The sequence below is a fragment of the Bacillus sp. FSL W8-0640 genome (assembly GCF_038007725.1).
GTDB classification, from domain to species: Bacteria; Bacillota; Bacilli; order Bacillales; family Bacillaceae_G; genus Bacillus_A; species Bacillus_A cereus.
Genome location: NZ_JBBOXT010000001.1, coordinates 2432807 through 2456725 on the forward strand (window position 1 = coordinate 2432807; position 23919 = coordinate 2456725).

Consider the following 23919-nt stretch of genomic DNA (forward strand, 5'->3'; position numbering starts at 1 on the left):
ATGTAAAAAATGATATGAATTATGAAAGGAACCGAGATGAAAAGAACTTTAACTATTTTTATGTTAACTATAATACTTTTAATAAGCTTTAGTTCATGCTCTAAAAAGGATAACTCATTTCCTGCAAACGGTGTATTAATTATTGGAGATGAAAATAATATTTCACCAATTATTAATCGTTATCAGGAAATTACGAAAGAAAATGAAGTGTTTTCTGTGAAAAAAGGTGAAGTTGGAAATGGACATGTATTAATTTTAAATGAATCTACAGCACTAGCACTGATTAAAGAAAAAATTTTTCATAAACGAGGTAATGGCTCCATTTATATTTTAGATACGTTACCAAAATTCCCAAAAGAAGGATCACTATTGTTTACAAATGAAGACGAAAAGACTATGAAAAGTATTAAAATAGAAGGAAATGAGATTCCTGTTACATACGATAGTGACACTTGGATAGGAAACACTCGTAAATATCCAACGCAATCGTATGTGATTGTAGCAAAAAATAGCGTATATAAGGAAATAAAAGCAAATGAAACGAAAATGCACCTTCTTCAATTAAAGAAATCTCTAGGTGATGAAAGACCTAAAATGTCGACAGATAATACAATGGTTAATGAAAATGTCAAAGTAAAAAAGCTAATTAAAGGTTTGGAAGGAGAAGTATCTTTTCAATTTGTAACGATTGGCGAAAAACCTTAAAAAAGAGTTCGGAGTTGATAAAAATTTCATCAGCTTCGAACTCTTTTTAGTTTATAGACAAATCAATTATTATGCTTTACATTACTTCATTTAATCGAGTCTCGTTTGTTTCCTCAATCCCATTTGAATTTTGAACTGAATTATTTTGGGCTTCTTTTTCTTTACGAGCCTTTTGTAGCATTTCAAGGATGATCCATAAGGGAACACCTTTATCCTTTAACATCTTCCATAAATCTAATTCATTAAATTTATGCTCAGGCTGTTTCATTCCTTTTTCAGATAAACGAATATCAAACTTGATAGGATCATTTATTTTCTTACTTTCAAGTTTAGTAGAAGAGATAGTATTATGCTCAAGATTAGATGGAGTTATTTTAGTAGGTTGAGACAATGTATGAATATTTGATCCGATTTGCATGATTTTTCCTCCTTTTCAAGCAATGAGATTAGTTTTCTTATGGTTTTTAAATCTTTTTAACATGAGGCAACTATATCTAATTATAAATTCAAATAAACAGATTTACAAGTTGTATTGTAAAAAGTAAATATTTACTTGAATTAATATTTATCAACATTTGTATATGTTTTCTATATATACAACGTATATAAAATACTTTACATTATGTTTAAGTTGTTAAAGTATTCTGTTAATTTTTTAAAAAAGAAACATGTAAACGTTTTATTAGGGGGAGAAAGTATGGGGAAGTTATTTTTAAAAATATGTTTTTTCGCATTAGTGACCGTATGTTCATTCGCAGCGAAAATATCATACGCTGAAGAGAGGCAACAAAATAATTATCCAATCATATTGGTGAATGGATTTGCTGGATGGGGTAGAGAAGAAATGCTTGGCGTAAAATATTGGGGTGGTGTTCATGATATACAGGAAGATTTGAAACGCAATGGTTATACGGTACATACCGCAGCTGTTGGACCTGTTTCTAGTAACTGGGATCGTGCATGTGAATTGTATGCACAAATTAGCGGTGGGACAGTAGACTATGGTGCCGTACATGCTGAGAAACATGGACATAATCGTTTTGGCAGAACTTATAGTGGTTTTGCGCCGAATTGGAGTGAAACAAATAAAGTTCATTTAGTTGGACATAGCATGGGTGGACAAACGATTAGAACATTAGTACAGCTATTAAAAGAAGGTAGTTTTGAAGAAAAGAATTATGTGAAAAATCACCCAGACATCAAAATATCACCACTATTTGAAGGCGGAAAATCATATGTTCATAGTGTTACAACATTAGCAACCCCTCACAACGGTACAACACTTGCGGATGGTAGTCTTCTGCTACCGTTCGTTAAAGATTTACTCATTACAGCTGCAAGCTTTGGAGGAAACAATAATTTATCATTATATGATTTTAAATTGGATCAATGGGGTATAAAGAAAAATGCTGGAGAGTCATTTTTCCAATATAGTAATCGTATTCTAAATAGTTCACTTTGGAAAAATACAAAAGATATAAGTCAATGGGATTTAAGTACAGATGGTGCAAAGGAGTTAAATAATTGGGTAAAGACGCAACCAGATGTGTATTATTTATCCTATAGTGGACATGCATCACAAGCAGCACCTATAACAGGTTTACATTTACCGCATATTACGATGAATAAAGTGTTGATGGGGAATGCATTTTTCTTAGGTTCTTATGCGAGATATGAAGAAAACCGTCCGTTAGTTGATACTTCTTGGTGGCAAAATGATGGTGTAGTAAATACGAATTCTATGATTGCACCATCTTCTAATGTTGCTGTAAATAATAATGGGTCATTACAGATTGGAAAATGGAATCATATCGAAACGAAAGCGAATTGGGATCATCTCGATATGGTAGGATTAAGTGTTTCAGACTCATTAGGTTTTTCTAGCATTCAAGAGTTTTATAGAACAATTGCTGAAAAGCTATCACGTTTACCGAAATAGGTAATAATAAAGCGCTCTCGATGGAATTCGAGAGCGCTTTATATTATATTGAAAGAGGGATTTGGTAGAAAAATATGGGGGGATATTATGAAAATTCAAGTTGTATTATCAGGATACGGAACAGTAGGCAGAGAGTTTATAAAATTATTAAATGAAAAATATTCATATATATATGAAACATATGGGATTCAATTAGTTGTAAGTGGCGTATTAGGGAGAAATATTGCAATACATAATGAAGACGGCTTATCACTTCATCATTTATTGATGTATGGTGGCGGTACCGCTGCAATTGAAAAATATTTAGAGTATCATCCGAAGGAACGTGCAACAACTAGCATAAGTGGTACTGTATTGGTAGAATCAACAGTTACAAATCTTAAAGATGGAAATCCAGGGAAACAATATATGAAACAAGCGATTGAGAAACAGATGGATATAGTAGCAATTTCTAAAGGGGCGCTCGTTACAAACTGGAGAGAAATAAATGAAGCAGCAAGAGGCGCCAATGTACGAATTCGATATAGCGGTGCAACAGCCGCTGCATTACCGACCCTAGATATCGGACAATTTAGTTTAGCCGGTTGCAGTATTGAAAAAATAGAAGGAATATTAAATGGAACAACTAATTATATTCTTACGAAAATGTATGAGGAAGATATGACATTTGAAGAAGCACTGAAAGAAGCACAAGATAAAGGAATTGCTGAGACAAACCCTATATTAGATATAAGTGGTTCAGATAGTGCGTGTAAATTGTTACTTTTGACAAACAGCTTAATGAAAACAGAGAAAACACTTACTGATATACATATAAAAGGAATCGAGCACGTTACAAAACAGCAAATTAGAAATGCTAAGGAACAACATAAAATTATTAAATTAATAGCATCAACATATAAGGATGAGGGTGGCAATGTGAATTTAAATGTTGAACCGTGCGAAATAGAAAAAGATCATCCGTTAGCAAAAGTAAATGGGACCGAAAAAGGAATTACGTTCTTTACAGATACGATGGGACAAGTTACTACAATTGGTGGGGCTTCTAATCCACGAGGCGCTGCAGCTGCAGCTTTAAAAGATGTGATTAACTTATATCGAAAAGATTTGTAAGACCGTACCGCCCTTTATAAAAAATACATATGTCGTGGACCTTTTGAGAATGAAATAAATATGAAAAAATGATTGCAGGGGGTAAGGAATTGTTTAAGGATTTTAAAGTTGTTAAAGATCGTCCCGTTTATATTCAATTGAAAGATTATTTGAAGAAGATGATTATGAAAGGGCATTTGCTCGGGGATCAAAAAATCCCATCAACAAGGGAACTAAGTGAATTACTAAGTGTGAGTAGAAACACTGTACTCGCTGCTTATGCAGATTTAGAACAAGAAGGACTCATTTATGCAGTTAAAGGAAAAGGGAACTTTGTTGCGAAGGTGGATATATCTAACACTTCGTCTGTTGAAATAAATTGGAAAAATAAACTTAATACAGTGACCGCATTAGCGGATGAATTAGATTTAATGAAACATGGTGTTCGTTGGGAAAAGGGAATGATTGTCTTTAATAGTATAGCCCCGGATGAGAAGCTATTTGATGTTGAAAATTTCAAAAGAGCTTTTCTTACTCGTATGTCCATTGAAGGAGACATCGTATTGAACTACGGATATGCAAAGGGATATAGACCGTTAATGAATTATTTACTTCATTACATGGAAATGAAAGGTGTAGACATTTCGAATAAAGATATTCTAATTACAAATGGATTTACAGAAGGATTGGATATTGTACTCTCTTCTTTATCAAAAAAATCTGGTCGTGTCATTTGTGAGAATCCAACTCACCACGCTGCACTAAAGCTGTTCCGTTTACATGGACTTGAAGTTCATGGGATTGATATGCATGAGGATGGTATTGATACGAATGAAGTTGAAAAAAGTTTGCGTGAAAAAGATTTTGATTTTGCTTATTTAATTCCTTCTTATCATAATCCAACCGGTATTGTTACGAGTTCAGAGAAAAGAACGGAATTGATGAGGTTATTCTCAAAATACAACGTTCCTATTATAGAGGACGGATTTAATGAAGAATTACGTTATTCAGGTTCACATTTAGCTCCATTATTAACTTTTGCGGGAGCTGGCAATAATGTGATTTATATTAGTAGCTTTTCAAAGGTACTTTTCCCTGGTTTACGTGTAGGCTGGATTATTGCAGATAAAGAGCTGATTCATTATTTAGAAAGCGTAAAAAGAGCAAGAACGATTCACACATCTACGCTAGATCAAGCTGTTCTGTTTCAATATTTACATGAGGGATATTTTGAGAAATATTTAAAAAAGGCAAGATCTGTTTATAAGAAAAAATATGAGTTAGCTGTCGGGGCATGTAACCAGTACATTCATTTCAAAAGAATGACTGGAGATGGTGGACTTCATTTATTTATAGAACTAGAAGAGCATATGAATGCCCGCACACTTTTACAAAAGTGTTATGAGAAAGGCGTTACGTTTTCACCTGGAGATGTTTTTTACTCTGATGGAGAAGGAGCGAACACTTTCCGATTAGGGTTTTCGCGCTTGAAAGAAGAAGAAATAGTTCGGGGAATTAAAATAATTGGTGATACATTAAAAAATGAAATTTGGAGTTGAGAAAATGAAAATCGGTGTTATTATGGGCGGGGTATCGTCTGAAAAACAAGTTTCAATTATGACGGGGAATGAAATGATTGCTCATTTAGATAAAAATAAGTATGAAATAGTTCCAATTACATTAAATGAAAAAGTGGATTTAATTGAAAAAGCGAAAGACATTGATTTTGCGTTGCTCGCGTTACACGGAAAATACGGAGAAGATGGGACAGTTCAAGGAACACTGGAGAGTTTAGGGATTCCTTATAGCGGAAGTAATATGTTATCTAGCAGTATATGTATGGATAAAAATATTTCGAAAAAGATTTTACGTTATGAAGGTGTAGAAACACCAGATTGGATTGAACTTACAAAAATGGAGGATCTAAATCTTGATGAGTTAGATAAGTTAGGATTTCCATTAGTAGTAAAACCAAACTCTGGCGGATCGAGTGTCGGAGTGAAAATCGTTTATAATAAAAATGAATTGATCTCAATGCTAGAAACTGTATTCGAATGGGATTCTGAAGTAGTAATTGAGAAGTATATAAAAGGTGATGAAATTACATGTTCAATTCTGGATGGAAAACAGTTACCTATAGTTTCAATTCGACATGCAGCCGAGTTCTTTGACTACAATGCAAAATATGATGATACTAGTACAGTTGAGGAAGTTATCGAACTTCCAGCAGAAATTAATGAACGTGTAAATAAAGCGTCACTTGCTTGTTATAAAGCATTAAAATGTAGTGTTTATGCAAGAGTTGATATGATGGTGAAGGACGGAATTCCATATGTAATGGAAATTAATACATTACCAGGGATGACACAATCAAGTTTATTGCCAAAAAGTGCAGAAGCGGCGGGAATTAGTTATAGCGAACTATTAGATATGATTATTGAAACATCATTAAAAGTTAGAAAAGAAGAAGGGTTTTAAGGGAATTATATAACTAATTTTTTGACAGTTTCACGAAGTATGCTATGATGAATACATTATAAAAACAAAATATTTATCCACTAGGGGGGCCTTTTATAGGCTGAGATCAAATGTGATTTTGAGACTCTTAGTACCTGATCTGGTTAATGCCAGCGTAGGGAAGTGGGAAAGACGTTGCTATTTAATGAGTAAATAAATACTGTCGATTTCACTTTCTTTACGCCTGTAAAGAAAGTTTTTTTATTTTACAGCTTTAATAATTGTGGATAAATACTTATATTTTATACATTATTGGAGGGATTTAAATGACTTTTTCACAATCGTTACGTAAAGAAGTAGATTCAATTTGGGAAGCGAGTTTTAACCATCCTTTTGTAAAAAAACTTGGTGAAGGAACGTTAGATTTAGCTAGTTTTCGTTATTATGTGCTTCAAGATTCATATTATTTGAGCCATTTTGCTAGAGTACAAACTTTAGGAGCTGCGAAAGCTCTTGAATTAGAGACGACAGCTCGTATGGCACATCATGCTCAAAATACATATGAGGCAGAGTTATCTTTACATGAGAATTTTGCGAAGAAATTAGGGATAACAAAAGAAGAAAAAGATAATTTTATTCCTGCGCCAACTGCATATGCGTATACTTCACATATGTATCGTGCTGGGTATGAAGGGCATTTAGGAGATATCATTGCAGCAATTTTACCTTGCTATTGGTTGTATTATGAAATTGGCGAACGCTTAAAAGAGTGCCAGCCGGAAGAGCCAATTTATAACGAATGGATTTCTGCTTATGGATCTGATTGGTTCCGTACGCTAGTTGAAGAACAAATTACACGTTTAGATACTATCGCTGAAAAAGTAACAGAGGCAGATCGCAAACGTATGAAACAGCATTTTATTATTAGCAGTCGATATGAATATTCATTTTGGGAAATGGCTTATACATTAGAAAAGTGGCCAGTGGATACAGACGTAAAAGACGTAATTGGATAAAGAATAGAAGTAATGTTATAGATAGGTATGGATCATACCTATCTATATATTTTTTCTTGTCAAATTTGCGAAAAGTCATTAGTGCTACGGAAATGGCGAAATAGAATATCGATAATTTAGCTCATTTACTTGTCTACGCATTAACTGGATAAACTTCTGTCACATTTATTTTACAATCAAAGAACGTAAATGTTGGTGGTATGAAGTTAAATAAGAAAAGAAACCCGAGCTGTTAGCTGTAACGGAGTTGTTTTTTCTTTGCAGGAATTTCTAAATTATCATGGAGTGTTGTTAATACGATATGCAAATATGCATATCGTATTTTTTTGAGTTCTTTATGTGTTAAAATTAGATATAGAGATATGGAAATATAAAGAAGCAAAAGCAGGAATATCCAATGAATTTTGAGAGGTGTTATATGTTTACAAATAAGAAATTAATTCGATTTGGTTTATCGTTGTTTGTATTTTTAGGGATAATTAATTTTACAATCAGCTATTTCCAAACATATCTTGAAACAGCAGCAGATATTAAATGGGTAATTCCAGAAATTTGGAAAACTATTTTGCTAGATGTTCCTCAAGGGATACTTGTTCTTTTAGGCGCAATTGCTTTATATGATTTCACAAAAGAGGCATCAAAAAAAGACGCATCAATCTAAATGTGTCTTTTTTCAATTAGCAATTTCATATAGAGATTTGCTGGAGAAATAGAATGAAAAGCCCTAATTAGGGCTTTTTTTTGTTGGAATTTCTTAACCGTCATAGAAATCGGTCACTTGGAGGTGTTATAGCGAAAGCCATTTACAGTACAGAAAAATCTAAGCAGCAGACGGAAATATATAGGATATGGCATCATAATTGTTGAGAAATTAATTGAACTTAGTAAGTATGAAGATATGACGCTAGAATTCATATTTTTTAATTTTTATTTATCCCGCTATTTGCCGGGCAGTAAGCCCCCCACCTCAAAATTCAGCGGAAGCAAAGAAGTTAGGTAGGGGATGAACAAAACCCCACTGATTAAAGTTTCACTTTATAAAAATGAGCCCATAGTAAAAATAGGTATATGAACAAGGTGCATCATCTAGTGATAAGTCATACTTTGTTGGTGTACGTATTGAACTTAGTTTATAGCGCTATTTCTACTTAGATGTAACGAACAGGAATATAGGGAAGTATCGATGAGGTTGTATTTTATAAACGGAGGTTATGAAAATGAATCAGTTTCAACAAGAACTACAAGCGTTAAGCCTTAATGATTACCGGTCTGGAAATATTGTCTATTGGGACCAGCAAAACCAATATCCATATTACTATATTGAAGATGCTGCTCGTCGCTGTGGCGGTTGTGGTCGTTGTGGCGGTTGTGGTGGAGGTCGTTGTGGCGGCTTCCGTTGTGGTGGCTTCCGTTGTATTGGTTGCTTCGGTTGTTTTGGTTGCGGAGGCTGTGGCGGTTGTGGAGGCTGTGGTGGTTGCTCTAACTGTTTTGATGGTTTTACTGATACTACCGGTACTATTGTAACGTATGAATATTGATAACATCTATCTTGCTAGTTGCGGGCAGTAACATCCCCAAAAAAATTCAGCGAGAGCAAAGAGAAGTTAGGTGGAGGACTGCCCATAAAAGCCCGATTGGTGAGAGCTGATTAAAGTTTCACTTTATCAATTAAAAAACATTAGTTATATGTACGTGCCGACAAAGAATATAGCCATTATTAATGGATATATTCAATCATTCAAGTGAAAGAGTAACAATAAGATATATAGATGTAATCAAGATGTGATGGATAAAGCAATGACTAGATTTAAAATCTAATCATTGTTTTTTTCTTATGGTTTTATCATTAAATATCTGTCTAGTTTGGGCATTGCTTCCTTCTAGCTAATGATTTTATTACAACCGTGTAAGGTTAATGTAATGTTAATCGATAGTAAAATAAGTTGCTTAAGTGTATTTTAAATAAGATTAAAAAGTACTGTTTATCTACAAAATAATAGGGTAAATACTATGTAATTAGGAAGTGTATGAATATGGTTGAACTAAAATCTATTTTCCATTCGTATAAACTAAAGAGAAAAATAGCTAAAGATTTATACGGAAAAAGAGATGAATTATCACTGTTATTAAATGAATTTAATAATATGAAATGTACAGTAACATCTGAAAAGAAGAAAAATAATATATTATCTCGTTTGCAACTAATTTATCAAAATATGAAATCGGATAAGCAGTACCCTCTAGCAGTTGCTTTTGATAGTAAATTATTGGAGCGATTAGAAAAAGAATCTGTACATACTATTGAGGATGGTGTAACATGTCTACATTTAATGTTAGATATGAATTATGAGAAGATAAAACAATATGGTTCGGGTACAAGTAGGTCATTCGTTCCATTATCGCAGTCTTCTATTTGTCTTGCTGATTGTATTTGTTTAACAGGATTTGTAGTAGGTTTACTAGGAACAATTTCATTTGGAGGATTACTGTTATCTATATGTTCAATTACATAACGCTTAATATTTGTAAAGAGAGCGCCGATTTAAGGTGTTCTTTTTTAGTTTTTTGTAAATTTTTTGTAAATGATAAGTACAATATACCAAGTGAATTGTATAATTCAAATGTATTGAAATATAAATGTAAGGGGGTGCTGTATATGATAATTACTTTTAATTTTTAAAAGAGTCATTTTGATAATATTTTGTTTAGATAAATAGTTTTTACTTTTCTTTTAAATACTTCGTTTAAATGGATTAGATTAAGTAACTATTGTTCTAGCTTTTTGATAATCAAGACAATCGAAGAAAGGAATCATTTTATGAAAAAATTAAGGCTGCTAACATTTGAAAATATAGTAGAACCCCTTTTAAATGAAGAGGTATCATTTATATACTTTCCTATTGAATGGCTGGACATCGTAGAGATACATTATAAGACGTTTTTATTAACGAGTAAGTTGAAACGTTTGAATGAAAGATTATATGATATGTTTTCGGATATATTGTTTATTCAGCATAATCCATACGTATTAAATGAAAATATACCATGGATTGTATCAAAAGAACCGATTAAACAAGAGCAACTCGATTATATTTTTCAAAGTTGGTATGAGATTATTCATGATTGGAAGCCAAATAGATTAGTAGAACCACCAAAATATGAATGGCAATCCGATTTGATTTCTAATTTGCCAGTACTACATGATAATGAAACGTATTCTAAGTGGGTACCCGCTTTAATCTCACATATTTTTTGTGAGCGTCCTATATATTTAGAAAATACAAATGAAGAAGAAATCTATTTTTCTCCTCTTAGATCACAAAATATTTGTGAGGCGATGTCAGAGCCGATAAAAGATGAAAAAACACAAGATTTTTTCTCCTATGTATATCGATTCCAATGCATAACCCGTGGTGGTGAGAACGCTCCATTATTAAATATTTCAATAGGGATTCGGAGATTTTATCAAGAATATAAGATGATAGGTCAAACAAACCTTGATATGACAACGTTTGTTTGACTTTTTTTGATGAAATGCAAACATTTTGCAAACATAGGTTATCCAAAGATACTTTTACCGAAGTTTTTAACTGCTTCTTCCTGCATATTCGGTAAAACATGAGAATAAACACTTAATGTCATTGAAATATCTGTATGACCTAATCTCTCACTGATGATTTTAGGGTTAACTCCTTGTTTCAATAGTATAGTTGCGTGTGTATGTCTTAAATCATGGAATTTAATTTCTTTTATACCTACTTTGTGTGTCGCCCTAATGAAACTTTTTCTGAAATGTGCTCTTTTTATGATTCTTCCAAACTCATCACAATTTATTAAATCTTGATCTAGATAAGCAGAACCAAATCTTAATTTCTCTTTATTAATTAAAGTCTTATGTTTTTTTAAGGCTACTATTGTTTCATTAGGTACAGGAATTGTGCGTTTTGACGAATTTGTTTTTGCAGTTTTTTTGATTTTATTGTCATGACCAGATGTTTGATTTATTGTAACGGTATGTTTTTCAAAATCAATGTCCTGCCATCGTAACCCTAGAACTTCTCCCAGGCGCATACCTGTAGTTATTGCAAGTAGATACCCAATGTGATATCGTGATTCTTGTGAATGAGCTAAAAATTTTTTTACTTCTTCCTCTGTCCAAGTCTGGATAGGGTTTTTTTCTTTTTTAGGTATCTCAGCAAAATCTGCTGGATTTCGAGAAATAATATTTTGTTTTACAGCTAGATTTAAAGCACTTTTTAAAATTCTATGCATAAGCAGAATGGAGTTATTTGTAATTCCTTTATCTATTGCAGTCTTATAGCATTTTTGAATGTGCATAACATTTAATTTATGAAGTGCGACCATTCCTATACTTGGTATAACATGTTGGTTGATAAATGCCCTATAGCCAGCAAAGGTACTCTTTTGTATACTCATACTTTTAATTTCTAGCCAATGATTTAGGTAATCTTTTAGCGTAACTTTAGATGGCGCTATAAAAGTTCCTTCATTCAACTCTGTAATTTTCTTTGCCACATCAGCCTGTGCTTCTTTTTTTGTCTTATACCCAGAAAACCACTTCTGTCTTCTTTTTCCTGTCTCTGGATCAGGCCCGATATCAATAACAATACAATACTTATTTCCTCTTTTTCGAATATGTCCTTTCACTTAAAACACTCCTTCATTTGTTTTGAATCATGTTGTATAAGTCTAGTTGTAATTTTGCTGCTATGAAAATTACATGTTTGGACATATCAGCGATGGGTATATTTTACCATATAAAAATGAATTCAGTTATAGTGTAGGGTTTTCATTTGCTGTTAAACAATAGTGAAATGTCTATTCCTGTTATAAATGCAATATTGCATATTTTTTTAGGAAGTCTAAAAAACAAGGAGTATATTAATATTTTTAACTTTCTCAAGTATTTTCAGAATATGAGAGAATGGATGTTTGGGTTATTTGTGATAGAATATTCTTAATAATATAATTTGACGGAACGAAAAAGACCCATAGCGTGTGTAATTGTGCTGGGAACACTTTTACACCGTTTGCCCTAATTGTAGTAGGGAAAACATTTGCCATGAGCCTTTCAGTTACGACTATGCGTAACATATACGGCTAGTATAACACAACTTTTAGATGTAATTCATCATTAAGGTGCGTTTTCATGATAGGGAAGTGTGTCTTGTTCCAATAAGGGGGACAAAACATGTGGAAAGCTCTAAATCAAATTGAAAAAGAGTTATGTGCAGCTGGGATAAGAAAAAATAAACTAGCAAATTATTGGGGAGTTAAGCCAAGTACTGTTACAAAAGTTTTTAAAGGTAACACAGACATGAGTTTTGGCTTTCTTTCTAAGACAGTCATCCTATTAAACAAAGGCATACAGGTTCAAGAAAATTTATTAAAAGATTATATATATATAACGAAACCAAAATCAGAAAACTTACGTGAGGCAATGGAGGATTTAGCTTTAAGGGGAAAGTTTAATCTATTAATTAATATTATCAATAGTGAATCACAATCAAAGGTAGCAGAAAATAGAGAATTTGCTAATGTGTATAGAATTATATATAGAAGATATATAGGTGAGATTGATGCTACACAGTACCATAAGGCATTAAGCCTGGAAAGTAAATCAATAAGAACATCAGAGATGGAAGTGTTAATTGAAATTTTATTATGTCAAGCGCAATATCAATCGGGTAATTTTACTTCTTTAAATGAGCGATTAAAATCTCTTGAAATAAAAATAAATAAAATAAGTAATAGGTATATTCGAGAATGTTATAAATTACGATATAAAGAAGCCATTGCCGTTACTTCGTTGCAGGGTGGTGAAGTCAGTGAAGCAAGGCATTTTAGCATGGAACTATTAGATGATCTTGAATGGGATAACTTTTTTTCTTTTCCAAAAGTAAATGCATATTTAAAGTTAGGTGAATCTTATATTTTTTCAGCGAATGAATATGAGAAGGCAAAATATTATTTGGAAAAGACTCTTGAAGTGATAGGGGATAGTAAGATTAATGGAATTGAGAGAAAAAGAAAAATGGTGCAACATACATTATCATTTCTAAAGATTCATCATGATAAAGGAATTAGTAGCTTAGATGTTGTCCATTCAGGTGAATTAGCATATTTAAGGATTAAACAAGGTAAGAAGATTGAAGCGAGAAAACTATTAAATCAATTAAAAGAGAAGAATGGAAGATTAACAGACATACAGACTGCATATTTAGGTTTAACATATGAAGGTACTAAAAAAGAAGAATTAATGAAACGTTCTCTTTTGATGTGTCAAAAATCAGGGAATATATTTTATTCGAATTTACCAAAAATACACTTGGGTTTAATTTGAATAATTGGTATAATTGTCTTCAGAAAGAGGTGAAATAATGAAAAAAATAATTACAATCATTCCTGCGCTATTAATAGCTGCTACATTATTCATTAACACTGATTCTATAAAAGAAAAGCCTAGTACAAATAATTCAAAACCTACAATTCAACACATGATGGTTGACCCTGGTGGCGGCTGGTAAAATACATAATAAAGGTTTATATATATTACAAATGACATCGTCTTAATTGACGATGTCATTTGTAGTTTTAGGAGAAATTTCTTTTTTTACTGAAAGAAGAAAAAAGAAATTATTGTAAAAAAATACAAAAATAAAAAGAGGGAGATCGAAGAAGATGAAGAGCAAAGAAGGGGAAGTTAATCTAATTAAACAAGCTTTATTACTTTTGCAAGAAGAAGATAATCCAAAAGAGAAATTATTTTCTATTTGTTTGAGTGAATCAAAAAAAGAAAAAGTTATGTAAAAAAGACTATCTAACTTTCTTGGATAGTCTTTTTACACTACATATTTCCTTTAGATTTCTCGTAGTTCACAAACATCTCTAATTGCTCTAATGCTTTTTTTCGTTGTTCTTCAGGTAAGTCATTAATGATTTGAAGAATTTCGTGTGCTTCTTTTGTTAACTGTAAGTCTTCGCCCGCTGTTAAATCTGGTGAATCAGATAAACCTAACAAATAATCTGTTGTTACTTTTAAATAATTTGCTATCTTCTGAAGTGTACGTGTACCGGGTGCTTTTTTTCCCTCGACATAATTATAAACAGAAACATGACTAACACCAATTGCATCAGCTAACTGTTGTTGGGTGATGCTCTTCTTTTCAATTAATGATTTCAATCTCTCATGACTAAACATAATAAAAAACACCCCAAGTTTATTTTATATGAAATTATTTTTTCTTAATTACTATTATGGTGCACACTGTCATTATATATTAACTATCAGTTAAGTGAAAAGGTAATTTTTTTTGAAAAAAGTTTTGGGAAACACTTGAACTTAACTTTAGGTTAAGTTATTATGTAATTAACAACAAAAACGGAAGAGAGGAGTTGTTTATGAAAACTCTAAAGCAGCTACGTGTAGAACAGGGATATACATGTAAGGAAGTAGCTGAAGCCGTGGGTATTACTGAAGTTTATTATTGGTATATAGAAAACGGGAAGCGTCGACCTTATTATGATTTAATTGTGAAAATTGCTGAGTTTTTTAAAGTGAAGTTAGATGCAATTAAAATTTTTTGTCCATAACTTAACCTTAAGTTAAGTTATGGTTGGTTAAGTGGATTAGAAAGGAGCAAAACAAAATGGGATTAGATCAAATCATTAAAGAGTCAATCCGCGAAGTTGTTCGCGAAGAAATTCAAGCAGCTTTAGCTTCATTCCAACAACAATCACAACCAAACAAGGTAATGAGAGTGAAAGAAGCAGCTGCTTACCTCAATATAGCAGTTTGTAGAATGTATGAATTAGCAAATCACCCACATTTTCCAGTGATCAGGGAAGGACGTAAATTACTTTTCTTGCAAAAGGATTTAGAAGCTTGGCTTGAAGCACAAAAGGAGGTGATTTAGTGGAAGATACAACCTCATTAGCTATATTAGCGATATTAATTGCATGTGGTTCATGTTTGTTTTACATAACTTATGAGCCGATAAAACAATGGGCTTGGAGTGATGTGAAGCAAAGTAAAAAGACCCATGGCACTGGGTCCTTTTCAAAAAATAAGTTGTTATAAGTATACCACGGAAAGTAGGGAGATAGCACATTGGTTTTATGAAAAGGAGTGAAAACTATGAACAACAAGGTATTACAAATAGGGCAAATAAATTTTCGTGGCAATGTTATAGATCATGGATGGTTTAAAACACTTACATTAGATAATGGTAAACCTAATATTGTTGCAATTACTATTTTAGGAGAAATTGTTTATTGGTATAAACCTACTGAAGTAAGAAGTGAAGAATCTAGTCAAGTTCAATATAAACAAAAGTTTAAGGCAGACACGCTTCAAAAGAGCTATCAACAATTAGCCGATTCATTTGGATTTACAAAAAGACAAGTAAAAGAAGCATGTGACTTTCTGAAAGAACGTGGACTTATAAAAATTGAATTTAGGACGATTCTTGTTAACGGAACTAGGTGTAATAACGTTATGTATGTTGAACCTGTACCTGAAATGATTCAGAAAATATCCATTATGTACTGGGGAAATGATAACCCTCCTACACTGAAAAGTAATAGCCCTGTTACTTTAGAAAGTAAGTGGGTCTTACATTCTAAAGTAATACCCTTCTACGATAAAACGGAAGAGTCTCTTACACTAGAACGTAAGACAAATACAGAGATTACTACAAATATTACTACAAATATAAATGATGATGATGCTACTTCATCTCAGAAATTAATTGATCAAGAATTTAAAATTAGTTACAACTTTTTACTTGAAAAGGGAATTCCTTTAAGTGAAATTGCAATTCAAGAATTAGGCGAGTTTTGCGATAGATTCAGTAATGAATTAGTTATTCACGCTGTTAATAAAGCAATTGATGAAAATGTACCAAAGTGGAGATATATTCGCAGTATTTTAAGTAGTTGGGAAAAGGAAAAAGTAAAAACATTAAATGATGTTGCTGCTTTAGATACTCGATTTGAAATGAGTAAGAAAAACAACAAACGTACTGGTAAAGGTTATTCCAAACGAACAGAAGTTGTACCGGATTGGTTACGCAAACAAGAAGAACAAGAGCCAATACAGCAGCCACAGCAAACTCAAAGCGATGATCTTGAAAATAATAAGAAACGTTTGGATGAGATTCTAAATAAATATAAAAATACTAAAGGAGAGTAAGGTATGAAAAACACAGGTGTTGCAAGAAAAGTGGACGAGCTAGGTCGTGTAGTAATTCCAGTAGAGTTACGCAGAACTTTAGGTATTACCGAAGGAATCGCACTAGATTTTCATGTCGATGGTAAAAACATTGTTTTAAGAAAACATGAAAAGTCATGCTTTGTCACGGGGGAAGTTTCTGAAACCAACATAGAGTTGCTAGGTGGCAGAATGTTTTTAAGCAAGGAAGGGGTAATTGAATTACTGGATCTTATTCAGAAGAGTGGGATGGCACATGCCTAAGCAACTAAACATTTTCGATGTAGAGCCAGCAATTTGTGAGTTCGATGTAATGAAGGCAAATGTAAAAAGAGGAATGGGACGCGTTACATATGCAGATGTACGTGTCCAAGTTCCAAGAAATGCAAAGGGTACGGATGAATTACCACGCACAACTAAACAAGATGATCGCTATGACATCTTTGAACAATATGTAATGGCAATATGGAGATTCCAACGAGCTTTAGATAAATTTTTTAATTGGGATACAGCTGAAGAATTGTGTAAGGCAGCAAGGGATAAAAAAGAAATAATTCCGGTACGGATTTACTTAGGAAGTGGATTTAAGCCTGATGTTGTCGAATACATGCGGTAGTAAAAGGGAGAGGAACATATGAGAAAAATAGAAATTGATGTTAGCAGCAACAAACTTTTAATAGTTAAGGATGGAAATGTTACAGCATTCAATCCACCGGGAAGTGGGTTTGGTGAGCAAGTGGCGGTTTGGATAAACGGTAAGGTTGATCGTGTGGATACTAAGTTTACTGAAAAGATAAAATAATCGTTTTTAGAAAGTAGGTTCGCTTATGAGTGTAGCAAGAAATCATGAAGCGATGAAGGAATCACGGTTAAAAATATACATCGCTTTAGAAGAAGCTAACTTCATTTGGGATGAAAGAGATGTAGTACGTTTTCGTGAAATGTGGAGTCAAGGTATGAGCTTGCCGAAGATGGCAAAAACGTTAAGGAGACACCAAGCGGAAGTTGCGCTTCTTGTAATAGATCAAGCTGATAAGTATTTAATTGAAAATCGTCCGATAGGATTAGGGATTTGCTAAATAGGAAGGGGAAATCAAAATGAACATTATGGAAAATGGTGTATTAGAAGCAACTAAATTAATGAGTGAAGCAAAAAATGAGGAACAAGTTATAAATGAAGCTACAGTTTTACAGATTGCAAGTATCTTATCGATTGATGAATTAAATGATTATCAGGAAGCAACTTTACGAACTTGGAATAACAAAACTGATTTTGGAGGACGAGTTTCGAATGCAGCTTTAGGACTTACAGGCGAAGCTGATGAAGTTGCCGATATTGTAAAAAAAGCAATTTATCATGGACATGGTTTCCAACCATCGCATTGTCCAAGAGAAGAGGACGGAAACACTTATAAATTAGCCTTAGAGCTTGGAGATATTCTGTATTATTTATCAATTATGGCGCACGAACTGGGATATACGTTACAAGATATTGCTGAAATGAATATTGCAAAATTAGCTAAAAGATATCCTGATGGTTTTAGTCGAGAAGCAAGTCAAACACGTGTAGGTGTAAAGTAAGACCAAATTTGAATTTTATTAAGAAATGGGGAATCAAAGTGAAAGATGTAAAGATAGACATCATTTGTGGAAGTTTACGTATTTTTGTAGATGGAACTGTTATTGGGAATGTATCTGACGAGATTGGAAAAGTGGTTACAGAAAATTTATTAATAAATTTGAATCAAGCTGGAGCTATTAACCTAACTATTGAAAACTGAACAAAAGCGTTATTTTAAAATTAAAGAGCGCCCAAGGGAGCGCTCTTCGATCAAGACAATATTGAAAAATACTCGGTAATATATGTAATCTTTTTAGCTTTGTGAGATTAATCAAAAGTTTTTCGACTTGTTTTTGGATGGTATTACATTTTGTTCTATTTTTTCATAAAGATTAAGTAATTGTTTGATGAATGTAATTTTCGGTGTTAACCAATATGAAAATAGTGCTGAAATAATTCCTATTAAAGATCCTGTTATGACATCGAAAGGATAATGAACTCCTACCCAAATACGAGAAATAGCTACGCAGAATGCAAGCACAAGCCATAACAATCTAGCCTTTTTACGAACAAGCCAGAATGAAAAACAAATTGAAAAAAATAGAATCGTATGGTCGCTAGGAAATGAATTATCTACTGCATGATCGACAAGTTTATTAACATTAGGTAAAACTGCAAATGGTTGATAATTCAAGTGCAATTTTCCTGCTAACTTTCCAATAATTTCAGCAGTTAAGAAAGCAGCCATTGCTTGAATAATCATCATTTTATTTTTTCTAGATTGAGTAAACCAATAAGCCATAATAATTAAACCTAAAAAATACACCATATATTCCGCCAAAAATACCATAGTTGAGTTTAGGGATGAATATTGCTTCCCTAAATCATTGATAGCTCGAAAAGCATCAATATTTAATTGAGAAAAAGACATTTTTAAATCGCTCCTTATTGTGTGTCTATAACTTTATTATGTGAAAAATTTTTAAATTGAGGCTTAACAGTCTCTTAATTAATTCTTAACAATTCTTGTTTGTATATAAGGAAAATTATAGTAGAGAGTTTATAGTGAAAAAATTGATTTTAGTGACATTAGTATTACAAAACTGTAAGGATTAGCTCATTAAAGATTTTTAATAAAATAGTTATTTGATTAAAGAAAAAACATGCACAAAAATTGCGCATGTATAATAAAAAGCTATGTCTTGTCTATGTAAATATATGCTTAACTAATATAAACCGTGAGTATGTTTGAGGAAAATTTTTATTTACAAATATAAAGAGCGCGTTTTAAGGCGCTCCATGACCAAACTAAAATTGAAAAAAGAATACCACATGATATTTTATGTGTGTTCTTAATAAATGTGCAGTTTAAAAAATCTTTCTTTTGCACAACAAAGCAGCTAGTTAATAAAACTAACTGCTTGTTGTACAAAAGAAACGCTGCGCTTACAGAAATAGTTTGTAACTTTAAGTTACAAAAATAGTATGAACAGAGTTAAAAATGTTATTCAGAAATGAAAAGAATAAAAAAGAACACCATGCATAAGTGCTCTTTAAGATAGGAGGTAACACTTTGAGCTGGATGTTTAGGTTGAAATTATATGATGTAGAAAAGAAATAAGAACCTAATCTTAATATTAATGCAATATAAAAAAGCAGCTAGCAAAGGCCAACTGCTATAAGAACATTACATCCACGAATTTAAGGAGTATAAATATTTCGTGAGTTTTGTATAGTATGGACAAAAATATTAGGTTTATGTAATGAAAATTAAAATGGAGCGGTTAATTGCATTAGCTGCTCCATTCGATACAATCTGGGTAAGAAGCAGATTGTATTGTGATTAGTATTAGCAGAATATTGAATTTTATTCAGCTCTTTAACAAAATCCTTATTTGAAAATTAAAGAACGCCTTGGAAGAAAGGCCTTCTACGACTAAGGAGTTTATCGAAAATGATTCATAATGAGATGATCATGGTTATTGTATGTACGTTTCTAATGTATGTGAAGTCTCTATATTTCATAACAACGGTAAAAGAGCACGCATATAAGCATGCTCTTTGACAAGAAAGGTAGATTTCTATAAGTGGATGCCTCCATACACCAATATATGCTTGTCCAGTTAAAAGGTGAAAATTTTTAATAAAATAGTTACTTTATAACTCCAAATAAAAGAATCCGTTCGTTACAAACGGATTCTTCCCACAAGGTCTGCAAGAAATTCAAGGTAACTGGACCAGAGCAACCTGTGAAATTCCTTGTGATAATACTGTATGCAAATGAATCAAAATGGTTAATGGAAACTAAACAAAAACTTATTTTAAAGTTAAAGAGCGCCTTGTAGAGCGCTCCTTATGCCTAATTATAAATACTTATGTTCGATCTTAGATTAATTTCTTACTTGGAGAAATTAAATGCTCTTAAACAAAGTTTAGATAGACAATCGAGCCCATAATTACAATATAAAATACCGCACAAAAGAAGATTAAAATGTATTTTAATGTCTTGTTCATATTAGTACCGTCCTAAAAGAGGGTTATTTGGATTTTAATATCGTATGTAAAAAAGTGCATTTATACAAGGGAAGGGTAGCTAGCAAAAGTAAAACAAAATCTTTATTTAAAAACTAAAGTGCGCTTTTTAAAGCGTTCCTTAAGAAAAATAAAAAAGAATACCTCATGATACTGTATGTATTTTTTTAGGAATGTGAGGATTTAAAACAAAATCGTTATTTGAGAGAAAGGAGAATGGAAATGTCCTTAGTGGGGAATTTGAAAGAACTCCAAGAAAAAGTCATTGATGAAAAGGTATTGGAATTTGCAGAGGAAATGGAATACGTAATAATCGAAAGTGCTGCAATTGGATATTCAGGTTATAGATATCAAATTCATAAAGAAAATCCAGACAAGCATATTCTGCACTCAAAACCATTCACGGAAAAGTTACAAGAATTAATGGATGGTGTGAAAGTTGAATTTAAGGTAGAAGAAAAGAAAAACATTTTAGGTGGATCTTATTACGAACATTACATCCGTTTTAGTTGGAATGACTAATTTCTTAATAAAAACGCTATTTTAAATAAAAGAACAGCTAGTGAAATCTAACTGCTCAGTTCTTTGAAAAATAAGAATTAGAATTTGTGTTTAAAATGGTTTGCATCAATTAACGAAATTGCTGTAGAGAGATTAATAAATCTTTATGAATACGCAATAATGTTTGAACATCATCTTCTTGAAGTTGTTGTAGTGCTAATTCCATTGCTTTGTAGGAAGTAGAGTTTTCAATGGATTTTTTCGATGCTTCTTGTCCTTGGTTTGTTACCTTTAATTTTATTTCTCTACGATCTTCATCTGATTGTTTTCGCTCGATGAGCTGTAGATTAACTAATTCATCTACATTCACACTCACTGTACTTTTAGGAACTGAAAGACGTTCTGAAATCTCTTTAAGAGTAACATTAGGGAGTGCATAAATTGTATTTAAGATACCCATTTGTTGTACTGTTAATCCTAAACTGGAGGCGTTTTGATGTGTGAACTTTATAATTTCTTTGTTTATTGTTACAAATGATTGGACAACTTCTCCTGCTTGTTTGAAACTTTGATTTTTTAAACTCATAATAATCGTCCCTTTTCTTTTTTAATTTAGTTTAACATAGAATAGTTCACCAATGAACTATTTATCTCTAAATTAATTTAGAAAAGAAATCAATACACGTTATTAATAGAAAACTTAATAAAAATTTCATTTTGTCACAAATAACAGAGCAGTTAGCCCAGTCTAACTGCTCGATACAAAGGTAATAATCTAGATGCATAGATATTATATGCTGAATTATTGATTTTATTCAAGGAGGAATTAAGTAAAGATTTTTTAGGAAATAGGAGTAGGAACAAAATAGAAGAGCAGCTAGCAAAAGCTAACTGCTTGTTGAAAAAAGAATCCAACCCAGGTTATTTACTGACAGAGTTTCAGGAAACAAATGATTAAATTAATCTAACTTTTCAATTACAATTGAAGCATTTACATTTGTTTGTGTTCCACCTGCCAAAGTCTGCAAAGTAACCGCAGCAGCGGAAGTATGATTATTAAGGGTAATAATATCACCTGCTGCTAAAGTGAGAATTGTTTGCCCATTGTTTTGTTGAGTACCTGCACCTGATCCATAAATGGAGTTGGTAACGGGAGCCCCATTTAAAAAGAGGGCAAATTGATTAGGTTCAACTCCTGATACAGAAAAAGAAATTTTATAATCTCCAGCATTAATAACTGTCATCTGAGAAGTTCCGAGCGTATGAGTAAAACCGGATGTGATTCTACCGTGTGAATTAAAAAGAATAGGTGCTTCTAAGGCAACAACTTGAGCTGCTGTATTGAAAACATAAGCATACTGGGATAAGCCAGATACTGTAAGACCGGCAGGCCCAGTAGGTCCGGTAGCTCCAGCGGTTCCTGGTAATCCAGTAGGCCCAGGAATGCCTTGGATGCCTTGGATACCTTGAAGCCCAGTTGGGCCAGTCGGGCCGATAGGTCCAATAAGTCCTGGATTACCTTGAATACCTTGGATACCCTGAATTCCAGTTGCCCCAGTTATTCCAGTGGGTCCAATAGGACCAATAGGCCCTGGATCACCTTGAATCCCCTGAATCCCTTGACTTCCTTGAGGTCCAGTTGGGCCAGGAATGCCTTGGATGCCTTGGATACCTTGAAGTCCGGTTGGTCCTGGTGACCCAGTTGGTCCAGTTGGGCCAGTCACTCCGGTTGGTCCTGGTGGTCCCCCGGAAGGTCCAGTCGGGCCCGTTGGTCCTGGCGGTCCCCCGGAAGGGCCGGTAGGTCCAACAGCTCCAGAAGGCCCAGTTGGACCTACAGAACCAGGAATGCCAGGAATCCCTTGGGGTCCGGTCGGGCCAGGAATCCCTTGAATGCCTTGAATGCCAGGAATCCCTTGAATACCAGGAATCCCTTGAATTCCAGTGACCCCCGTTATTCCAGTGGGTCCAATAGGGCCTTGAATGCCAGGAATGCCTTGGGTGCCTTGGATACCTTGAATTCCAGAAGGTCCAGTTGGACCAATAGATCCAGAAATCCCAGGAATCCCTTGAGGTCCAGAAATACCTTGAGGTCCAGTAGGTCCCAGGTTACCTTGAATTCCAGTAGGTCCGGTAGGTCCCCGAGGTCCCCCGGAAGGTCCGGTAGCTCCAGTAGGTCCCGAAGGTCCAGTAGCACCGGTTAATCCAGTAGGCCCTATTTGAGGTAAAGGAAAGGGTATGTGACAACAATGCTTTTTAAATTTACTCATTTTTACACCTCCCTTATAAATTAACTATCAATTTATATTTATACTTTAACAACTTATGAGTAAACAGACACAGGGGTGTAAGGAAAAAACCTATGAAAATTACATAATAGGTTTTAAGAGCAAGCCTCTAATTTAAATTCCATACCAAAAAGAGCACCATATCTAAGTGCTCTTCTGACCAAGACTTATTGTAAACCTATGACTTGTGAGTGTTCTCGAAATTAAGATATAATTCAAAAATTATTTAGTGCAGGGGATATTAAAAAAGAGCGCTTCGGAAAGCGCCCTTCTGTAACGACTATCCATTCTAAAAAGAAATGATGCAATATATCATATGAAATTATGTGAATTTAGTTGTGTGTATTTTGTATAAAAATTTCATTTTGTAGAGATAAGGAAACTAAAAAGAGCACCATGCATCAGTGCTCTTTAAGATAGGAGGTAACACTTTGAGCTGGATGTTTAGGTTAAAATTATATGATGTAGAAAAGAAATAAGACCTAAATTTTATTATTAACTCAATATAAAAGAGCAATTAGCTTTTGCTAATTGCTCGGCCCAAGGTAATAGACATAGAGTGGGTATTAGTAAAATTGGCTATTCACGAGCCTGTTTAC

General features: G+C 33.2%; 30 protein-coding genes, 1 pseudogene and 1 riboswitch. Of the genes and pseudogenes, 25 read left to right on the forward strand and 6 right to left on the reverse strand.

The window, feature by feature from the left end; genetic code table 11:
* The first annotated feature begins 36 nt into the window (after positions 1 to 36).
* Positions 37 to 705, forward strand: a complete 669-nt coding sequence (locus tag N2V80_RS12540; RefSeq protein ID WP_061655745.1) for a lipoprotein BA_5634 family protein — start codon at positions 37 to 39, stop codon at positions 703 to 705.
* 76 nt (positions 706 to 781) lie between these two features.
* On the opposite strand, the gene N2V80_RS12545 is transcribed toward N2V80_RS12540, so the two are convergent.
* A complete protein-coding gene (locus N2V80_RS12545) occupies positions 782 to 1123 on the reverse strand; it encodes a DUF3914 domain-containing protein (protein WP_061655746.1) in 342 nt (113 codons plus the stop codon).
* Between the two features lie 279 nt (positions 1124 to 1402).
* On the opposite strand from N2V80_RS12545, the gene N2V80_RS12550 reads away from it, so the two are divergent.
* The 10 genes and pseudogenes from N2V80_RS12550 (at position 1403) to N2V80_RS12595 (ending at position 10729) form a co-directional block, all read left to right on the forward strand.
* On the forward strand, positions 1403 to 2644 hold the full coding sequence (locus N2V80_RS12550) for an esterase/lipase family protein (RefSeq protein WP_000517066.1): 1242 nt from the start codon (positions 1403 to 1405) through the stop codon (positions 2642 to 2644).
* Positions 2645 to 2731: 87 nt separating this feature from the next.
* On the forward strand, positions 2732 to 3757 hold the full coding sequence (locus N2V80_RS12555) for a homoserine dehydrogenase (RefSeq protein WP_061655747.1): 1026 nt from the start codon (positions 2732 to 2734) through the stop codon (positions 3755 to 3757).
* A gap of 89 nt (positions 3758 to 3846) precedes the next feature.
* Positions 3847 to 5295: a MocR-like pyridoxine biosynthesis transcription factor PdxR gene (pdxR, locus tag N2V80_RS12560; protein ID WP_000471629.1), complete on the forward strand. Its 1449-nt coding sequence runs from the start codon at positions 3847 to 3849 to the stop codon at positions 5293 to 5295.
* Positions 5296 to 5299: 4 nt separating this feature from the next.
* Positions 5300 to 6214 (forward strand): D-alanine--D-alanine ligase, encoded by a 915-nt coding sequence (locus N2V80_RS12565; RefSeq protein WP_002063153.1) that lies wholly within the window; start codon positions 5300 to 5302, stop codon positions 6212 to 6214.
* Between the two features lie 72 nt (positions 6215 to 6286).
* A riboswitch (TPP riboswitch) is annotated at positions 6287 to 6392 on the forward strand.
* Positions 6393 to 6519: 127 nt separating this feature from the next.
* Complete coding sequence (gene tenA, locus N2V80_RS12570) at positions 6520 to 7209, forward strand: thiaminase II (protein WP_000144520.1); 690 nt, start codon at positions 6520 to 6522, stop codon at positions 7207 to 7209.
* Between the two features lie 397 nt (positions 7210 to 7606).
* Positions 7607 to 7870, forward strand: coding sequence for a DUF3937 family protein (locus N2V80_RS12575; protein ID WP_002101034.1), 264 nt, complete (start codon positions 7607 to 7609; stop codon positions 7868 to 7870).
* A gap of 556 nt (positions 7871 to 8426) precedes the next feature.
* The gene (locus N2V80_RS12580) at positions 8427 to 8747 is read left to right on the forward strand and encodes a heterocycloanthracin/sonorensin family bacteriocin (protein ID WP_001071364.1); all 321 of its coding nucleotides are present in this window, start codon (positions 8427 to 8429) and stop codon (positions 8745 to 8747) included.
* Between the two features lie 145 nt (positions 8748 to 8892).
* Positions 8893 to 9027 (forward strand): annotated as a pseudogene (locus N2V80_RS12585) (site-specific integrase); the annotation flags it as partial.
* Between the two features lie 209 nt (positions 9028 to 9236).
* Positions 9237 to 9722 (forward strand): hypothetical protein, encoded by a 486-nt coding sequence (locus N2V80_RS12590; RefSeq protein WP_002063155.1) that lies wholly within the window; start codon positions 9237 to 9239, stop codon positions 9720 to 9722.
* 305 nt (positions 9723 to 10027) lie between these two features.
* Positions 10028 to 10729, forward strand: a complete 702-nt coding sequence (locus N2V80_RS12595; protein ID WP_000736187.1) for a pPIWI_RE module domain-containing protein — start codon at positions 10028 to 10030, stop codon at positions 10727 to 10729.
* 38 nt (positions 10730 to 10767) lie between these two features.
* Here N2V80_RS12595 and N2V80_RS12600 read toward each other — a convergent pair whose 3' ends face one another.
* Positions 10768 to 11877, reverse strand: a complete 1110-nt coding sequence (locus tag N2V80_RS12600) for a site-specific integrase (RefSeq protein ID WP_061655748.1) — start codon at positions 11875 to 11877, stop codon at positions 10768 to 10770.
* Between the two features lie 544 nt (positions 11878 to 12421).
* Here N2V80_RS12600 and N2V80_RS12605 point away from each other — a divergent pair.
* From N2V80_RS12605 to N2V80_RS12615, 3 genes are all read left to right on the forward strand, one after another.
* Entirely contained in the window at positions 12422 to 13573 is a 1152-nt protein-coding gene (locus N2V80_RS12605; RefSeq protein WP_061655749.1) for an AimR family lysis-lysogeny pheromone receptor, read from the forward strand.
* Between the two features lie 37 nt (positions 13574 to 13610).
* On the forward strand, positions 13611 to 13757 hold the full coding sequence (locus tag N2V80_RS12610; protein ID WP_000720922.1) for a hypothetical protein: 147 nt from the start codon (positions 13611 to 13613) through the stop codon (positions 13755 to 13757).
* Positions 13758 to 13911: 154 nt separating this feature from the next.
* Entirely contained in the window at positions 13912 to 14040 is a 129-nt protein-coding gene (locus N2V80_RS12615; RefSeq protein WP_000836783.1) for a hypothetical protein, read from the forward strand.
* A gap of 37 nt (positions 14041 to 14077) precedes the next feature.
* Here N2V80_RS12615 and N2V80_RS12620 read toward each other — a convergent pair whose 3' ends face one another.
* Complete coding sequence (locus N2V80_RS12620; RefSeq protein WP_000491236.1) at positions 14078 to 14431, reverse strand: helix-turn-helix domain-containing protein; 354 nt, start codon at positions 14429 to 14431, stop codon at positions 14078 to 14080.
* Positions 14432 to 14631: 200 nt separating this feature from the next.
* On the opposite strand from N2V80_RS12620, the gene N2V80_RS12625 reads away from it, so the two are divergent.
* The 10 genes from N2V80_RS12625 to N2V80_RS12670 are packed head-to-tail and all read left to right on the forward strand — an operon-like array spanning position 14632 to position 18222.
* Positions 14632 to 14823, forward strand: a complete 192-nt coding sequence (locus tag N2V80_RS12625; protein WP_000854268.1) for a helix-turn-helix domain-containing protein — start codon at positions 14632 to 14634, stop codon at positions 14821 to 14823.
* A 56-nt stretch (positions 14824 to 14879) separates the two neighbouring features.
* Complete coding sequence (locus N2V80_RS12630; protein WP_000522030.1) at positions 14880 to 15146, forward strand: helix-turn-helix domain-containing protein; 267 nt, start codon at positions 14880 to 14882, stop codon at positions 15144 to 15146.
* Positions 15146 to 15310, forward strand: coding sequence for a hypothetical protein (locus tag N2V80_RS12635; RefSeq protein ID WP_080450977.1), 165 nt, complete (start codon positions 15146 to 15148; stop codon positions 15308 to 15310). The genes N2V80_RS12630 and N2V80_RS12635 overlap by 1 nt, the downstream gene beginning before the upstream one ends.
* A gap of 57 nt (positions 15311 to 15367) precedes the next feature.
* Entirely contained in the window at positions 15368 to 16423 is a 1056-nt protein-coding gene (locus tag N2V80_RS12640) for a DnaD domain-containing protein (protein WP_061655750.1), read from the forward strand.
* Positions 16424 to 16426: 3 nt separating this feature from the next.
* A complete protein-coding gene (locus tag N2V80_RS12645; protein WP_061655751.1) occupies positions 16427 to 16705 on the forward strand; it encodes an AbrB/MazE/SpoVT family DNA-binding domain-containing protein in 279 nt (92 codons plus the stop codon).
* Positions 16698 to 17057, forward strand: a complete 360-nt coding sequence (locus N2V80_RS12650) for a hypothetical protein (protein ID WP_061655752.1) — start codon at positions 16698 to 16700, stop codon at positions 17055 to 17057. The genes N2V80_RS12645 and N2V80_RS12650 overlap by 8 nt, the downstream gene beginning before the upstream one ends.
* Positions 17058 to 17075: 18 nt before the next feature.
* Positions 17076 to 17243 (forward strand): DUF3954 domain-containing protein, encoded by a 168-nt coding sequence (locus N2V80_RS12655; RefSeq protein WP_064774789.1) that lies wholly within the window; start codon positions 17076 to 17078, stop codon positions 17241 to 17243.
* Positions 17244 to 17268: 25 nt separating this feature from the next.
* Positions 17269 to 17520, forward strand: coding sequence for a hypothetical protein (locus tag N2V80_RS12660; protein ID WP_061113076.1), 252 nt, complete (start codon positions 17269 to 17271; stop codon positions 17518 to 17520).
* 19 nt (positions 17521 to 17539) lie between these two features.
* On the forward strand, positions 17540 to 18022 hold the full coding sequence (locus N2V80_RS12665) for a nucleoside triphosphate pyrophosphohydrolase family protein (protein ID WP_061655753.1): 483 nt from the start codon (positions 17540 to 17542) through the stop codon (positions 18020 to 18022).
* Between the two features lie 38 nt (positions 18023 to 18060).
* Entirely contained in the window at positions 18061 to 18222 is a 162-nt protein-coding gene (locus tag N2V80_RS12670; protein ID WP_172793978.1) for a hypothetical protein, read from the forward strand.
* A 111-nt stretch (positions 18223 to 18333) separates the two neighbouring features.
* On the opposite strand, the gene N2V80_RS12675 is transcribed toward N2V80_RS12670, so the two are convergent.
* On the reverse strand, positions 18334 to 18933 hold the full coding sequence (locus tag N2V80_RS12675) for an undecaprenyl-diphosphatase (RefSeq protein WP_061655754.1): 600 nt from the start codon (positions 18931 to 18933) through the stop codon (positions 18334 to 18336).
* Positions 18934 to 20756: 1823 nt separating this feature from the next.
* On the opposite strand from N2V80_RS12675, the gene N2V80_RS12680 reads away from it, so the two are divergent.
* The gene (locus N2V80_RS12680; protein ID WP_000060546.1) at positions 20757 to 21056 is read left to right on the forward strand and encodes a hypothetical protein; all 300 of its coding nucleotides are present in this window, start codon (positions 20757 to 20759) and stop codon (positions 21054 to 21056) included.
* A gap of 109 nt (positions 21057 to 21165) precedes the next feature.
* On the opposite strand, the gene N2V80_RS12685 is transcribed toward N2V80_RS12680, so the two are convergent.
* On the reverse strand, positions 21166 to 21621 hold the full coding sequence (locus N2V80_RS12685) for a MarR family winged helix-turn-helix transcriptional regulator (protein ID WP_000053894.1): 456 nt from the start codon (positions 21619 to 21621) through the stop codon (positions 21166 to 21168).
* A 373-nt stretch (positions 21622 to 21994) separates the two neighbouring features.
* Positions 21995 to 23302, reverse strand: a complete 1308-nt coding sequence (locus N2V80_RS12690; RefSeq protein ID WP_061654711.1) for a BclA C-terminal domain-containing protein — start codon at positions 23300 to 23302, stop codon at positions 21995 to 21997.
* Positions 23303 to 23919: the final 617 nt, after the last annotated feature.